Here is a 15,863-nt window from a genome sequence, read left to right as displayed (position 1 = left end):
AATGCGTTTCACTTCCTACTTTTTCAGTTCTGCATGATAGATACAGGGATGCCTTCATGAAATTTTATGCTTTAGTTACTACGCTGCTGCTTGCCGGGTGCGCAACTACTCCTCAGGATTGCAATCTGCATGAACAGGATCCCAGTTTTCTCACTAAATTAAGCTGCGCCACTTCTGGCGGTTATCGGCAGAAAGTCGACGACCAGGAACGCCAAATCTTACAAAGCCAGCGGGATAATCGTATTGCTCAGCAAAATCTTGCTGACACGCAAGCCAGAGAGCAGGCCTCCAGCCAGAAGCTGGAAGATGAAAAAAGTCGTTTAGCGGCAGCACGTTCTGATCTGACACAAACCCTGAAAAAACTGAAATCAGTTAAATCCACCAATCTGCAACGTCAGCAAGAGATTAGACAGCTGGAAGCATTGCAGCGTCAGTCTCTGCAGGCTAACAGTGCCAGTGATGTCGCGGGCCTTGAGGCAAAAATCGCGGCGGCAAAAAAAAGAGTCGCTACCCTCGAAAACGCAAATATGTCGCAATAAATCCTTGTTGATGTGGCGGCATGACAGGCTCGCCACATCATGCTTCTATCAGCTGCTAACGACACAATAAATCTGAGCCATGCAACGATTAATCCGATCAGCGCCCATTGACGACGTAACCCTCAAAAGCTACGAGCAGACCGTTGCGATCATCCATCGCCATCTTCCTCCTTCCCTGGCCCTGCTTTTTGCAACAGCACGTCAGAATCCTGATGGAAATCTGGAGTGGTGGACCGCGCGACAGGGTGTTGCTGCACCGCTGTTGTCATTGAGCGAGGCGGAACAGACTGCCATTCAGGCTAAACGTCAGCAATATATGGATACGATGGCCAGCCTGACTAAACAGCTAACCGCCAGAGGCGAAACAAAATCGGCTCAGGCATTACAGACGCTGCTGACGCACTCACAAACGCTGCCATGTTATGGCGTCGGCGGTGAGCCCGTATTTGCCAACTGGGCTACTCCGCCAAAGGTTTCGTCTGCACTCATCCAGCCTGAAGCACGGCCACGGCGACACGTCCCGTGGTTATTCCTGCTTCTGTTGCTGCTGTTACTTCTCGCACTCGCTGGGTGGTGGTTTATGAACCTTAAACGTGAATCCCCAGCGCTGAGTGTGACGCCCCCAACGCCTGCAGTGGCTGACGCTCCAGTCCCCCTAATAACCGAACTAACGCAGGCGAACCCAAGCGTAAATCTCGCAAAAGGCACCGATTTCGGTCGAATTACCGTCAATCTTACCTGGCAACAGGGCAAGAATAAAAAGCCAGTTGACCTCGATCTGGCTGCTTTTATTCGCTTAAAAAATGGCAAGAACGCTGGCGTCGAGGCACTCAGTAAATACTTTGGTGATTACGACAAAGCGCCCTTCATGTTGTTGCAAAAAGATCTGCGCAATGGCGACAACAAAGAGGGTGAATGGCTTTTTATCAATGGCAGCCAATGGCAAGAGATTGATGAAGTCTTGATTTATAGCTTCATTTACGGCGGCGCAAATAACTGGAGCGGACTTGATGCCAACATCACGCTCTCTGTTCCTGACCAGACGCCGATCAGTTCCAGTGTGGTAAACAACGGCCAGCGCAATGATGTCGCGGCAATTGCACGTTTAAAGAACGTTGATGGTGATATTAGGGTTGAGCGACTCAATAGCTTCTTCCCCGATCGGGAAACACTGGCTAAGCACTACGGCTGGAATTTTGAGTGGACGCCAGGTGCTAACAAAAATTAACCACATTCATGTGACTTGCGCTAATTAACAGCCCTAAAGGTTAGAAAATGCGAAATTCGATTCAGGGACCACTGTTACGTACCGGGAACAATTCTTCGTTTAAAGCACTTGGTGAAACTGGCTATCCCGTCTTCAGGATGGCATTTCAATTGCGTGAAGCTATCTACCGTCTGGATGCCGGGCGTGATTTAGCCCGGCATCTTGCCGTTCCGCAAAATGACCAGGGTGGCGATCGAACGGACTGGTATAGCAGTTTTGCTGGCGATGTGATTCCCTGGGGTAGTGCATCCGAAAGTGAGCAAGCCTCAGCACGTCAGCAATTCACCGAATTCCATACGGCAGTACAGGCATTAAGTGAGCAAATGCTAAATGCCGGGAATACAGGTGCAGGCGGTGACCGACGTGTCTTCGCCCAGTTGTTAAAATCAGTGGTGAACTTCCCCGATGATGAGTTCCTTTACCTGGTCAACGGGGTGTTAGTGATCACTTTCTGGGGGTTTGTGCATCCTACGGGGGTGGAACATAGCCCAATGCACTGGCTGCAACCCGGTTCAGTCCCGGTACAAACGCCCGTCACTCCCCCCTCTCACGCTTCGCAGCCATTGGCGCAACCACTAACCACAACGGCACAAACGATTGAGACCATCGGGACCGTGACACACACTCGTCGAAAGAGATGGAACTGGCGCTGGCTGCTGTGGTTACTGGTCGCCCTCCTCTCTCTGGCACTGATTCTTGGAATATTACGAGGTTGCGTCCCCGCACTCTCACTGCCTGGTCTGAATCATCACAGCCAGCCCATCAACGATGTGAGCAATAGCTCAACGGTTGAGGGTCACACTCCGGCCGGATCAGGCGTAGGGGTTCCGGCAACTTCAGATTTAGAGGTTTCCACCACTTCAGGCGCAGCCAATGGGGCGCCAGTCGAGAGTCCCTCTGGGACAGTGCTGGAGAATACGTCTCCGCAGGCGGTCAGCGATCCGACAACAGCTGAAGCAGCTGTTCAGGAAACGCAGCCTGCCGCTGAGCCTCAACAACCTATCGCAAATAATGAAGCACCCATTACGGAATCTGCGACGAATACGGAGCCCTCTGCAACGCCAGCGCCTGCAGTGGAAATACAGATCGGTGAGCCGCAAATGGCTGAAGAGCCCTCCAATACGGTGCCACTGGTTAAGCCAGCACAGGGAAAACCGCTAACGCTTCCTGCCGCACTACCCGATGGGCCTGCAGCGTTTCTTAACGGGCAATGGCGTGTGAACGGCGGTATTCAGGACAAGCTCACGGGCCGTCCTTTACAGTTGCAATACGACTTCAAGCAAGGCATTGGTACGGTCAGCGTACGTCAATCTAATGGTGTCACCTGTAACGGCCCAGCCCAGGGAACTGTTAACCAGGGCGCACTTAGCATCACGAATCCTGCACAGATGAAATGTAGTGATGACTCAAACTTTATGGGCCCAACCTTAGAGTGCAAATCGCTCAATGCTGCTAACACCGAATGTTTCGGTAACAATGTTGGGGACAAAACCTTCCCCATCCGCATGTTGCAACCGCATTCATAAACAGGGATGAACAGATAATGTTGCCTGAAATTATTTCTTATGATCGCCAGGTCACGCTGGTGGGTGATTCAGGAATCCAGTTTATGGATTTCGGATTAATCCTCAAAGCTCAACCCGCAGGTGAATTTGTCAAACTCGCCAACGGCGTATTGACGCGTTTGATTTACAACGAACCACGCGACTACCATTTCTACCAGCCGACACCGGACAAGATTGAGAAGGCGAAAAGCCAGTACGACATTCCCGTCGCGCAAAGCCTTAAATTGCTGGACGGCACCTGGTTGCCGCTCCCTCTGTTCCGTTTTAGCTTGCCGAACATCTACCAGGAAGGACCGCTGAACTGGGCACGTTTTCGTATTGTAAAATTGCCTGAAAAGGATATGGATGGCCACACCCATCGTATGACGCTGGCTATTGATACCCGTATCATGGCTAAGCAACAATCGGCCGCGGACCTCAGCCCCAATCAGGAAGATGTGAATGCCGGTGCAACCTTTGCCGTGGCTACCGCGACTTACGCTCTCAACTGGTATTTAACACAAGACTGGGTGAAAGATTGGTTAGTTGACGCCTTTAATGACGCCAGCAAAGGCCGGGATCTCGATGAACGTGAGGATGAAACTGCTCAACAGTATCCGCTGGCGCATTACCTTAACCTGCTTTCGCTCATGGCCGAGCCACTTGAAGGTCTGCAGGCGCAGACGGAAGCCTCTATCGCACTGCCACAGTTTAAGGTGGTCGCCAATCGCGAAGTAAACGCCATCAAACCGATCCCCGTCGATCTGATACTGGATGTCGGCAACTCCCGTACCTGCGGTATTTTAATTGAGGATCACGGACAGTCTGGATCCGGGCTCATGCACAACTATGTGCTGAAACTGCGCGATCTCAGCGCGCCTGAACAGGTCTATACCGACCCATTTGAAAGTAAGGTTGAATTCTCACAGGCTTCTTTCGGCAAAGATATTTATTCTGTGCGCAGCGGCCGCCATGATGCTTTCCAGTGGCCAACCATCGCCCGTATTGGCGGGGAAGCGAGCCGCCTAGCCTCACGCCGTCGCGGAAGCGAAGGATCGACCGGCTTATCCAGTCCAAAACGTTACTTGTGGGATGAAAAGTTCTATGGGCAAGGCTGGCGCTTTAACAACAGCTCGGCGCAGGATAGCAACCCTCTCGCCACCGCTGCCCCATTTGCCAATTTAATCAATGAAAAAGGCGATGCCCTGCATACCATCGAAGATGAGATGGATCGCATTCCGGTGTTCACGCCGCGCTACTCTCGCAGCTCCCTCATGACCTTTATGTTAGCGGAGGTGTTAACCCAGGCCATTAGCCAGATTAACAGCCCCGAGCAGCGTATTCGCGAAGGCCATGCGGGTCTGCCTCGCCAGCTTCGCCACATTATTCTGACCGTACCGCCAGGTATGCCGATGGCGGAACGCTGCATTCTGGATGACAGAATGCGCCAGGCTGTAGGCTTAGTGTGGAAATCTCTGCGTTGGCATAGCAGTGAAAACGATCCTTATCTCGATGAAAAGGATGATCATAGCAAGCTGAATATCAAAATCCCGCTTCCTAAAATCCGCGTAGAGTGGGATGAGGCTTCCTGTGCTCAACTGGTTTATCTTTATACCGAGATCAACCAGAACTTTGCCGGCCACCCGGAAATATTCTTCGAGACACTGAGCCGCCCCGATCGTCAGGACCGGGAAACGCTCACCATTGCCTCAATTGATATTGGCGGTGGCACCACAGATCTGGTCATTACCGACTACCGTCTGGATCGAAATGGTCTGTCCGGCGGTGGTGCGAATGTGCATATCATTCCTCAGCAGCGTTTCCGCGACAGCTTCAAGATTGCCGGTGATGACATATTGCTTGATGTCATCCAGTCCTATGTGCTGCCCGCTTTTGAATTATCACTGCGTGAAGCCGGTGTGCGTTCGGTCGAAACATCGATGTCTCATTTGTGCGGTGCGCAAAACATCAGTGCCGCTGAAGCCGTACTGCGCCAGCAACTCAGCCTGCAGCTGTTTGTGCCCCTGGCGCTGCACATTTTATCCTGCTATGAGCAATACGATCCGCAGAATGAACAAACGCATTTGCTGATCAATCAGCGTGTAAGTGAATTACTGCCCGCAGGTAGTTTCAGTGACGAAGTTGAGGGCTTTGTATCCCGGGAAGTGAAGAAGTCGGGAGGCAAGGATGGCTTCAGACTCACAGACATTACCCTTAACATCGCGCTGACAAAAGTGCATAACGATGTGTGCTCAGGTAAGTTCAACATTGATAAAGTGCTCACTGCCCTCTGTGAAGTCCTGTCCTGTTATCACTGTGATCTCCTGCTACTGACAGGACGTCCGTCACAGCTTCCCGGCATTCAAGCTATTGTTCGCCGCAATCTGCCACTACCGCCAGGGCGCATTCTCGCGCTACATGGCTACCAGACCGGCACCTGGTATCCGTTCCATAAAAATGGTCATATTCACGATCCAAAAAGCACCGCCTCGGTGGGTGCGATGCTGTCGCAGCTGTGTGCAAACCATAGTATCCCTAACTTCCATTTCCGCATTGCGGCGTTGAAACCTTACTCCACTATTCGCCATATCGGCACCATTGATATGGATAACCTGATTCACGATGCAGATGTGATTTATCGTCATATCACATCTGTAAACGGACAGATCACGTTGCCAGTGATCATAAATGAGGAAGGGGAAGCCACTACGGCCAGTATCGTGATGCGAGGGGATATGCGCCTGGGCTATCGCCAACTGGATGCCGAGCGCTGGTCTGCCTCGCCGTTATATACGCTGCGCTTCAGCGAATCCGGACGTGAAAAGTTCTCAAAAGCAGCCTCTCCAGACGGCAAATCCCCGTATCTCGACGTCAGATTAACGATTGATAAAGATAAGGCAGCCCACAAACTGGGACTGATTAGCGATCGCCTGACTATCGTCGATATCAGCAGCAACACAGATAAATCCTTTTCGAAGAAAGATTTAGAGCTGGAACTCAATACCATGCCCGATACGGGACTCATTGATAGCCGACACTGGCTCGATAGCGGGAGTGTGAAAAAATAATGAACAACGATCAAAATACTCTGCAACAGGGATGGGCGGCCATCGCTCAGGGCTGTCAGGATGCGCTGAATTGGGTGGGCGATGTGCGCACCGGTTCTCGCCGTCTTGATAACGAGGCCGATAAGCTCAACCTGGATCTGCTACGCACGCGTAATCTGGCCAATAGCCTTTCCCGTGTCTCAACCACGCCGATGACGGTCGGTTTCTTCGGTATTTCACAGGCGGGTAAATCCTATCTGATCTCGGCATTAGCCGCGGGCAGCAATGGTGAGTTGGAAGCGTGCTATGACACAAAACGGGTCAACTTTATAGGAGAGGTCAATCCAGTCGGCAATGGTAAAGAGTCCACTGGACTGGTCACGCGTTTTACCCAATACGCGCCTGATGCACCGCAGGGCTACCCGATCCCTCTGCGCCTGTTCAGTGAAATTGATCTTGCCAAAATTCTTGCTAATAGCTGGTTTAATGACTTTGATCATCAGCAAATGAATTATCAGATTGACGAGCAGCGTATAGAGGCGTGCCTGCAATCTTTCCTTCAGTATGAGGGCCAGGCAAGTGCGAATAATGGTGTCAGTAGTGAGGACGTGGTCGCACTATGGGACTATGTCGATACCTCTTTTAAACGATCGGTGGAGAAGTTAGAGCATAGCTGGTTGCCACATGTGCTGACTATCGCACCGGCTCTCACGTCACATGATCGCGCAACGCTGTTCTCACTGCTTTGGGGGGAGCAACCAGAGCTCACTGACATTTATCGCTCGCTTGCCCGCGTGCTGGAAAAACTCAACCATGCGCGAATGGTCTTTGCCCCCCTGGAGACCCTCATCGACCGCAGTAGTAGCATCATAAATGTTGATTGTCTGACACGCCTTGGCACAAGCCAGGACCGCTCGGTCGAGGTACGTTTCTGGAAAGAAAATCACCAAACCGGCAGCGCTATTCTGACGCAGGCTGAACTCGCAGCACTGACTTCGGAACTTATTTTTCCATTGGCTGAAATCACTGCTAACAGTGTGGTGGAGAAAGTCGATCTCCTCGATTTCCCAGGCTATCGCGGGCGGCTCAAACTTCGTAATCTGAAAGAAACAATTAAGAAGGAACCTGATCAAGTTGCAACCTTGTTATTGCGTGGCAAGGTTGCCTACCTTTTTGAGAGCTATACCGATAACCAGGAGATGAATGCTCTGGTGGTCTGTGCCAGCTCGGCTAAGCAAAGTGATGTGTCTGATGTCGGCCCAGTGCTTGATCGTTGGGTTAAGAAAACACAAGGCAGAGACGCAGCAGAGCGAGCAAATAATAGCGCCGGCCTCTTCTGGGCTATCACCATGTTTGACAGGCGTATTTCCGATACCCTGGATCACACAGAAAGCCAGTTGAACGAGTCCTGGGATGGCCTGCTCAGGATGACATTACTGGAGCATTTTTCTGGTTACGACTGGTTAGAACAGTGGTCGCCGGGTAAAGCATTTAATAACTGCTTTCTGGTACGTAAACCGGGCATGGGGAGCTCATTCCTGACGCTGGAAGAGGGATCACGCTCAGAGGTAGCGTTTAATACCCGCTATCAGGAAGCGCTCAATACCATGCGCCAGACTTTTATCTCCAGTGAAAAGGTCGCTGTACACATCGCAGAGCCTGAGCAGGCCTGGCTGGAAATGCTGAGATTCAATGATGGAGGTATCTCTCGCCTGACGAAGGGGTTAGCCGGTGTCGCTAAACTGGAGTTTAAATCAGACCGACTACGTGAGCAGTTAAAGCAATGCCGTATTGAAAAGGTCGATAAACGTCTTGGTCGCTGGTACCAACATGACGGAGACGGTCAACTCAGTAAAAAACAGGCGATTGCCAAAGAACTGTGGAAAGGTCTTTCCGCCTATCCGCAGAGCATGGGAGAAATCATCAGTCGTTTAGACATCTCTTCGCATGAATTAAGCAATATTTACCTGAGCATTCGCGAACAGGATCCAGAGCCGCAGGCAAGTACTGAACAACGCCCGCAAAATGCCTTTGCCGCAAGTTTCTTTGGAAGCAATCCGTTCGACGAAGAGTCGGGCGATGAACAGACCTCCGCCGTTGATCCCTCGCCGGAACGTATTGGTCAGGATGACGAATTCGCCCACCAGGCATTCAAAGCCTGGGTTGCTCATCTGAGAGAGCTATCGCTACAAATCGCGTATTGGCAGCAAACAGGGATCAACAGCGAAACAATCAACCTGTTGTGCGAAGAACTGATCACCGCCGCTACCCGCCAGGATCTTGAAGGCACGCTTAAACGTGCGCTGGCCGGGCAGGAACAGGCGGGAGCGCTCCGCCAACAGCTACGGGTACGTCAAACTCTTCGCGCTCAACTGGTGATAAGGGACTTTATTGCCTGGTTTGGCTACCTTGGGAAGCCAGAAGAACAAATCCCTGACAGCTATGTCGGTGAAAAGAAGAAAGTCTTTGCCCGTCAAACCGCCCTTGCCAGCAATGAATTACCGCAGCTGCCCGCTGTCGCCCCACAGCCAGGGGTCGCCTATATGGGCGACTGGCTCTCAGCATTAATGAGAATCACACTGGATAACGCGGGCCATAGCGCGACCAGTGATATCTCCGCTGAACAAAACCAGAAACTTGGCCAGATCATTGGCAAAATGAAACAAGAGAACCAGCCATGCTAGCGAAAATTTTCCCCTGCCAGCCCCCTGAGCCGGGTTTTGCACAACTGATGATTCGCCTGCGTGGCGAAGACGCTTTACTGTCAACGCTGAACTTTACGCTGTGCAACAATGTGCAGAACTATCTTCAGCCAGACGGTCAATGGAGCCCAAAGCCACATCTGTTTACCATCACCGGTGGTTACCCGTTCAATAATGGCAGCGGTTTCCGTATTGGACCGGACATACTTGACCCTCTACTGGCAAGCACCAGTCAGGTAAAAATTCAGGCTCAGTTAGCCTCCGGTGAACCCCGAAGTACCACACTGCAATTGGTTCGTGATGAATTGTTCTCTTCTGGTGCCCGTGGACAAACCGCCGACTACGGTGGCCGCAGCGTGCTGGAAACACCTGCGGCAGAATCGGAGCCTGTGCCTGAACCTGAAGTGGTAACAGAACCTGAGCCGACGCCGTTAGAACCGAGTCGCGCGCCGACAACAAAGCGTCCTGAACGTCATACTTCGCATATTCCTGTCATCATTGCCGTGCTGTTGGTACTGCTGATTGCTGCCGCTGCGGCGTGGTGGTTCGTTGGACGAGGCCACACCACGCCACAGGCAGCAGAAAAACAACCGGAAACGCCAGCCGTTTCCGCTGCAGCCAGGCCTGATGCCAGCGAATGTTCCCCGGCTAATCTGGCAAACCAGAGTGAGCTCGTTTTCGTGCAAAGCTGCGTACAACAAAAGCTCGACAGTGACAAGTTGCTGGCCATCATTCAGGCAGCAAAAGACGCCAAAAAATGTGGCGTGGCTCAACGTCTGTACGCGCACAGCGCACAAGGGGGTGATACCAAAGTCGCTCTCGCTTATGCCGCTGAATACGATCCGCAAGATCATAAGCCGAGCGAATGCTTTAAAGCACCCGATCCTGATACCGCCGCATACTGGTATGAAACCGTGCTGCAAACAGATTCAGAAAATCAGAGAGCGAAGCAACGCCTTAAGGAGTTAAGAAAATGATGTCTACGCATTTTCTTCGGCTCGCCCTGCCGTTATGTGGTCTGCTTTTGACCCACCCGGTGCTTGCAGCAGAGGGAGACAAGCCCCTGCTGCAGGAAGGTAAGAAAACATTATTCCAGCGCGTGTTAACCACACCGGGCTGTAAACTGGGCACCGAAGCGGGAGATGATAAGGGCTCGCTGCAGCCCGCCTTTAGCAGCTTCTATGTTTATCAAAAAACGGATATCAACAGGCAAAGCTGGGTAAAAGTGGGACCCGATAGCTACGGAAAAACCATTGGCTGGCTTCCACAGTCCTGTACCGTTGACTGGAAAATGCAGTTAACGCTGGCCTTTACCAACCCGGCGAACCGTGACCAATTGGTGTTCTTCAAAGATAAAAAGAGTCTGGATGATATTCTTAATGCGCCCGATCCTGTCTCGGTGGTGGCCCCTTTGCGTGCCCATCTGAAACGTGACGGTCATGCTGAGGGAGTATTAGCACAAGAACCGGAATACTTTGTTGATCTCCAAAAGCAGTTCTACCTGCTGCCAATTCTCAGCGGTGAAGAGGTGATGACAGAGAGCGGCTTTTACACGCGCTTGCTTAACGTCGCCTCTGTGAGCAAGGCGGATCCCATCGCAAAACCGGCTGATAATGTGAATCAGCTAAAAGGCTTTAACGCCTCGGTGGTTTTCGTTATCGATTCCACTATCTCAATGGGCCCGTACATTGATCGTACAAAAGAAGCGGTCCACAAAATCTATGACAAGATTAAACAGGAACACCTGCAGGATCAGGTTAAATTTGGTCTGGTGTCCTTCCGCTCGAATACCAAAGCCGTACCCGGTCTGGAATTTACCTCAAAAATATTCGCCGATCCGAATCAGGTGAAAGATGGCGCTGACTTCCTGCAAAAAGTTGCCGGTCTGAAAGAAGCCAGGGTGTCCAGTTCCCTGGTCGATGAGGACGCTTACTCTGGTGTGCTTTCCGCGATTGATAACATCAACTGGAGTCCTTTTGGCGCGCGTTACATCGTCTTAATCACCGATGCGGGTGCCATTGATGGCAGTAATAAACTTTCATCAACCGGGCTTGATGCTAAACAGCTGCGTCTGGAGGCAGGCAATAAAGGCATTGCCCTTTATACCCTGCACCTCAAAACCCCTTCAGGCAAAGCTGACCATGCGAAAGCCGAAGGTCAGTACCGTGATCTCTCTAACTTTGACAGTACGCAATCAAACTTATATCAATCCGTTGATGCGGGTGACCTGAAAGCCTTTGGGCAACAGGTGGACATGCTGGCAGCCGCGATAACCGATCAGGTCAAATCTGCCTATATGGGTGACGCCGCCATTGGCAGTGCACTCTATTCGAAGGATGATGGCAGGAAGCCCGCTCCAGAGGATAAATTACTGGAGGACACCGCGCTGATTGGTCACGCCATGCAGCTGGCCTGGCTGGGTAAAAAGAATGACACTCAGGCACCTTTGGTGTTCAAGGCCTGGATCAGCGACCGCGATCTTATTAAACAGAACATCCCCACTACAGATGTTCGCGTGCTGCTGACAAAAGGGCAATTAAGTGATTTAAGCGATGTAGTAAGCCAGATCCTGCAAGCCGCTAACGAAGGGATGATCTCACCCAATAAAATGTTCGAGCGCTTACGCACTGTGGCCGCCACGATGGGTGCCGATCCTAATCAGCTCAAGCAACAGGACAATGCCAAAATTAACGATCTTGGTGTATTAGGCGAATATCTGGCCGATCTCCCCTACCGCAGCGACGTCCTGAATCTCGATGAAGAAACATGGAAAAGCTGGGACGGGCTGTCTCAGGAGAAATTCATTCGCACGCTTTCGACCAAGTTACGTTATTACCAGAAATACAATGCAGACGTTGATCGCTGGGTAGAACTCGCCAAAGGAGGCGATCCTCGCGATCGCGTTTACCCTGTACCACTGGAAATGATGCCCTGATGCTTCACATCGATAATTTGTGCGTCGTGCGTGGTGAAGGGGATCAGTCGCACGCTGTCTGCCTGCAGCAGCTCAGTCTGCGGCCAGGCCAGGTGATGGCGGTGACCGGTGAAAGCGGCTGCGGCAAGAGCACACTCCTTGAAGCGATCGGTCTGTTGTTACGTCCCGCCAGCATTGGGCGCTTCACACTGGAGACTGAAACACTGCTCGATGTGGGCATACTTCTCACCCACAATAAGCAAGCAGAGCTGGCCGACATCCGTGCTCGCCATTTGGGCTTCGTGCTGCAAAATGGCGGGCTGCTACCCTTTCTTAGCGTGCAGGACAACATCACTCTGCCATGTCAGTTGCTTGGTAAGCAGCCGGACAGAGCGATGATGAAGCGGGTCATTGATACGTTAAAACTCGGCCCACTGTTAAGCAAGCTGCCCGCCCAATTATCCTTTGGTGAGAGACAACGCACTGCATTTGCCCGCGCTATTCTTCATCGGCCTGGATTAGTGCTGGCTGACGAACCCACTGCCGCACTCGATCCTCACAATGCCCAGCAACTTTTCCGCCTGTTTATCGATCTGGTGGCTCAGGAGGGCATGATGGCACTGGTTGTCTGTCACGACTGGCCCCTGGTGCAGCGTTTCAATCTACCCTGTTTGGTTGCCCGCACAGGCTCCGATATATCAGTACTGCCAGAGGACCAAGTCCAAAGGGGAACTCACTTTGTCCAGTAACCGTACCCTTCTGCTAGGACGTCTGGCACTGCAAGACCTGTGGCACGACCGCATCATCTCATTTTGTATTGCTTCATCGCTGGTCGCAGTGATCGCTCCACTGCTGCTGCTATTTGGATTGCGGTTTGGCATTGTCAGCCAATTACAGGATGAGCTCACCAACGATCCGCGCAACCTTGAGATCAGAATGTTGAGCAGCGGCAGTTATGACCCCGAGTGGATAGCACAACTGCGCAAACGCCCCGATGTGGGATTCGCCATTGGCCAGACACGTTCACTGAACACGCTGGCAGACCTGCAAGTGGATAGTAGCCACTTCGTAGAAAATGCGGAAGTGATCCCGACCGATATAGGCGATCCACTCTTAGGCAATCTCAGGATCCCGCAGGAAAATGAGGTGGTGTTAACGCAGGAAGCTGCACGACAACTGGCGGTTAAAGCGGGTGATAGCGTAATACTGCGCGTCAGCCGACAACTTGATGAGCGCCGGGAGTGGGGACGGAAAAGCCTGGTCGTTGCAGGCGTATTACCCGCCACTTATTTTAATCGGGCAGCGATTTTCACCCACGCTTCTCTTCTGCTGACGCTTGAGCATTTCAGAGACGGTTACGCGATCCCTGGCCTTGGGGTAAGCAGTGGGCAGCCGTTAAACGCCACTCCTCCACGTTATGCGCGTGCCAGATTATATGCCAGCAGCATTAACGACGTTGCCAGCCTTGAACGCGATCTTCGCGCACAACGCATCGAAACCTCGAGCCGACTGGCAGATATTGAAAATGTGAAAAGCATCAATCGAGTGCTGGGGCTGATCTTCAATATTATTGCCGCCACCGCCCTGGTGGGTTGCATCGCCTCACTAATCGGATCCTTTATCGCTAATGTCGATCGCAAACGCAAACATATTGCCGTCCTGCGTCTTTTGGGTTTTACCGGCCCAGCAGTCGGAGGCTATGTCATCGTGCAGGGCTGCCTGCTGAGCCTGTTTGCCTATGTCGGTGGCTATGGCATTTACCTGATCGCCAGCCAGATTTTTAATCGGGCACTGGCAGGTAGTCAGGCAACCGATCAGATGCTGTGCAAAATAACCTTAATGCACAGCCTGCTGGCCATGCTCATCACGGTGGTCGTCTCGCTGGTGGTTGCCAGTATTGGCGCTTATCGGGCCATTAAAATTGAACCTGCGCAGAGTCTGCGTGAGGTGTGATTCATCCTACCCACTTTTTAGTTAACGAAAAATTAGCGGAGATTGTTCGTGACCTTAACGCCTGCCTCACTGCCGTACTGGTTAGCTCTCGGCCTGCTCGCCAATGCCTCTTCTGCCCTGGCGGAGCCCTGGACAGAGAACAGCTGGAACCCTAAACCCGATGGTGAAGATATCGTGCTGCCTATGCCCTGTGAAGGTTCAATGGCGTTCCGCCGAGTCGAGATTCCCATGGCAGGGCCACTTGATGATTTGCCGATCACCTTAGGCCAGGACAGCGGGGATTGGGGCGTCATTGAACACAGTTATCCTGCCTTTATCGCCGGTAGCTTCACGGATAAAAAGGCGAAAGGGCGTTACTACCTGGTCGCTAAATATGAACTCACGACATTACAGTATCAGGCATTAAATGAAGGTACCTGCCCTACACCTTCGCGCAAGCTCAGTTTACCTGTGACCGGAATAAGCTGGTTTGACGCGGTAAGCGCCGCCGATAAATACAACCAGTGGCTGCGCAGCCATGCCATGGACAAACTGCCAAAGGAGGATGGTGATGCTGGCTTCTTGCGCTTGCCCACAGAAGTTGAATGGGAATTTGCCGCGCGTGGTGGTTTAAAGGTCAACAGCGCGGAATTTCGCGACCAGCATTATCCGATGGATGACATGAAAAACTATGAGTGGTACTCCGGTGCGCAATCATCCAATGGCAGAGTGCAACTCATTGGATTACTGCAGCCCAATCCACTGGGTTTACATGACATGCTGGGCAATGTGTCAGAGATGATGTTCAATCCATTTTATCTCAACAAGCTCAACCGCCTGCATGGTCAGGCGGGTGGCTTCGTCGTACGTGGCGGCAACTTCCTCTCAAACCCAACAGAAATTCGCAGCGCAACACGTAAAGAAGTGAATTACTACGATCAGGCCACCCCTTCCATCAGCAAAACCACTGGCCTGCGTCTGGTTCTGGTGGCACCCACCATTACCTCAACCGATAAAGTTAAGCTGCTGGAAAAAAGCTGGGAAAACCTCGGGGCTGAGAGTCAGGCTACTTCGAAAAAAGAGGATGACGCCAAAGATACGGTCAAAGCGCTGGGCAGTCTTGCGTCGAATGTCGACGATGCCGCATTGAAGCAGAAACTCAAAGATCTGGAAAATCAGCTGCGCGCCAGTAATCAGAAACAACAGGAAGAGCGCGATCAGTCGATCCGCGCCAGCCTGAACTTAGGTTCCTTCCTCTGCACCAAATTGCAGGATGATGGCCGATTCCTCGATTTCTTAAACCATAACTATGAACTGCTGTGTAAGAACAAAGACGCCAGCGATGCCAACTGCGCCATGCGTAAGACCAAGCTGAGTGAACAATCTGCCAGCCTGCAGCAACTGACAGGATATTACGCCAGTAGCCTGGTGGATGCGGCTACGCTATATGGCAAAGATGGGCTGCAACATGAAGTCACGGTGTTTGATCAAATGCTGACACTCAACAAACGGCTTTCAGGGTTAAAGCCCTTCCTTGCCGCACACTGGCAGAATCAGCAGAAATATCTGGAGAACGGTAAGATTGATACCGCCAGCTGGCTGGAAAGCTGCAAACAAATTACCCCCCCACAAGCTATTGCTCAATCGAAGTAGAAAAGAACATGAAATCGATCAGAAAGCTTTTATGGGCAACGATATTTCTGTGACGGGGCTGACAGTCAGGCGGACTTGCCGAAGAAGCACAGCGCTACGTCAGTATTCGCAATACCGGTTTTGGATTCAGGGCGTTTGTTGACTGAAAATCAGGCCGGGTAATGATGGAAGAGGAGAGTTCAAAAAGCCTTTGATAATTACAGCTGAGTGATGAAGCAGGTCCTCTCCCTGATAAAGGCCCGTTAAACGTGCCGCCTTTGGGTGA

At 51.8% G+C, this 15,863-nt stretch carries 10 protein-coding genes; all 10 read left to right on the top strand.

The features are described from left to right. Positions 1 to 56 precede the first annotated feature (56 nt). The 10 genes from IBT54_RS17530 to IBT54_RS17485 all read left to right on the top strand — a co-directional run bounded on the left by IBT54_RS17530 (position 57) and on the right by IBT54_RS17485 (position 15,598). Complete coding sequence (locus IBT54_RS17530; protein WP_161736820.1) at positions 57 to 539, top strand: hypothetical protein; 483 nt, start codon at positions 57 to 59, stop codon at positions 537 to 539. Between the two features lie 79 nt (positions 540 to 618). Continuing rightward, positions 619 to 1,767 (top strand): tellurite resistance domain protein, encoded by a 1,149-nt coding sequence (locus IBT54_RS17525; protein WP_201252586.1) that lies wholly within the window; start codon positions 619 to 621, stop codon positions 1,765 to 1,767. Positions 1,768 to 1,814: 47 nt separating this feature from the next. Further along, complete coding sequence (locus IBT54_RS17520) at positions 1,815 to 3,332, top strand: SrfA family protein (protein WP_201252585.1); 1,518 nt, start codon at positions 1,815 to 1,817, stop codon at positions 3,330 to 3,332. Between the two features lie 17 nt (positions 3,333 to 3,349). Next, complete coding sequence (locus IBT54_RS17515) at positions 3,350 to 6,418, top strand: virulence factor SrfB (protein WP_201252584.1); 3,069 nt, start codon at positions 3,350 to 3,352, stop codon at positions 6,416 to 6,418. Further along, positions 6,418 to 9,081 (top strand): virulence factor SrfC family protein, encoded by a 2,664-nt coding sequence (locus tag IBT54_RS17510; RefSeq protein ID WP_201252583.1) that lies wholly within the window; start codon positions 6,418 to 6,420, stop codon positions 9,079 to 9,081. Before IBT54_RS17515 ends, IBT54_RS17510 begins: the two co-directional genes overlap by 1 nt. Then, the gene (locus IBT54_RS17505; protein WP_201252582.1) at positions 9,075 to 10,076 is read left to right on the top strand and encodes a hypothetical protein; all 1,002 of its coding nucleotides are present in this window, start codon (positions 9,075 to 9,077) and stop codon (positions 10,074 to 10,076) included. Before IBT54_RS17510 ends, IBT54_RS17505 begins: the two co-directional genes overlap by 7 nt. Then, a complete protein-coding gene (locus tag IBT54_RS17500; protein WP_201252581.1) occupies positions 10,073 to 12,034 on the top strand; it encodes a vWA domain-containing protein in 1,962 nt (653 codons plus the stop codon). The genes IBT54_RS17505 and IBT54_RS17500 overlap by 4 nt, the downstream gene beginning before the upstream one ends. Then, positions 12,034 to 12,762: an ABC transporter ATP-binding protein gene (locus tag IBT54_RS17495; protein WP_201252580.1), complete on the top strand. Its 729-nt coding sequence runs from the start codon at positions 12,034 to 12,036 to the stop codon at positions 12,760 to 12,762. The genes IBT54_RS17500 and IBT54_RS17495 overlap by 1 nt, the downstream gene beginning before the upstream one ends. Further along, entirely contained in the window at positions 12,752 to 13,966 is a 1,215-nt protein-coding gene (locus tag IBT54_RS17490) for an ABC transporter permease (RefSeq protein ID WP_201252579.1), read from the top strand. Before IBT54_RS17495 ends, IBT54_RS17490 begins: the two co-directional genes overlap by 11 nt. Before the next feature lie 48 nt (positions 13,967 to 14,014). Beyond that, positions 14,015 to 15,598 carry an SUMF1/EgtB/PvdO family nonheme iron enzyme gene (locus IBT54_RS17485; protein WP_201252578.1) on the top strand — a complete coding sequence of 528 codons (1,584 nt, stop codon included), beginning with the start codon at positions 14,015 to 14,017 and terminating at the stop codon, positions 15,596 to 15,598. The last annotated feature ends 265 nt before the right edge of the window (positions 15,599 to 15,863 follow it).

Source organism: Pantoea sp. S62 (assembly GCF_016658625.1).
GTDB classification, from domain to species: domain Bacteria; phylum Pseudomonadota; class Gammaproteobacteria; order Enterobacterales; family Enterobacteriaceae; genus Pantoea; species Pantoea vagans.
The sequence above is the reverse complement of the archived record's forward strand: the minus strand, read 5'-3'. Positions and strand labels throughout refer to the sequence as shown.

Bases quoted from the DNA above. Each gene is read 5' to 3' on its own strand.
- IBT54_RS17495 (WP_201252580.1), top strand. From the start codon at position 12,034: ATGCTTCACATCGATAATTTGTGCGTCGTGCGTGGTGAAGGGGATCAG.
- IBT54_RS17515 (WP_201252584.1), top strand. From the start codon at position 3,350: ATGTTGCCTGAAATTATTTCTTATGATCGCCAGGTCACGCTGGTGGGT.
- IBT54_RS17530 (WP_161736820.1), top strand. From the start codon at position 57: ATGAAATTTTATGCTTTAGTTACTACGCTGCTGCTTGCCGGGTGCGCA.
- IBT54_RS17525 (WP_201252586.1), top strand. From the start codon at position 619: ATGCAACGATTAATCCGATCAGCGCCCATTGACGACGTAACCCTCAAA.
- IBT54_RS17500 (WP_201252581.1), top strand. From the start codon at position 10,073: ATGATGTCTACGCATTTTCTTCGGCTCGCCCTGCCGTTATGTGGTCTG.
- IBT54_RS17505 (WP_201252582.1), top strand. From the start codon at position 9,075: ATGCTAGCGAAAATTTTCCCCTGCCAGCCCCCTGAGCCGGGTTTTGCA.
- IBT54_RS17510 (WP_201252583.1), top strand. From the start codon at position 6,418: ATGAACAACGATCAAAATACTCTGCAACAGGGATGGGCGGCCATCGCT.
- IBT54_RS17520 (WP_201252585.1), top strand. From the start codon at position 1,815: ATGCGAAATTCGATTCAGGGACCACTGTTACGTACCGGGAACAATTCT.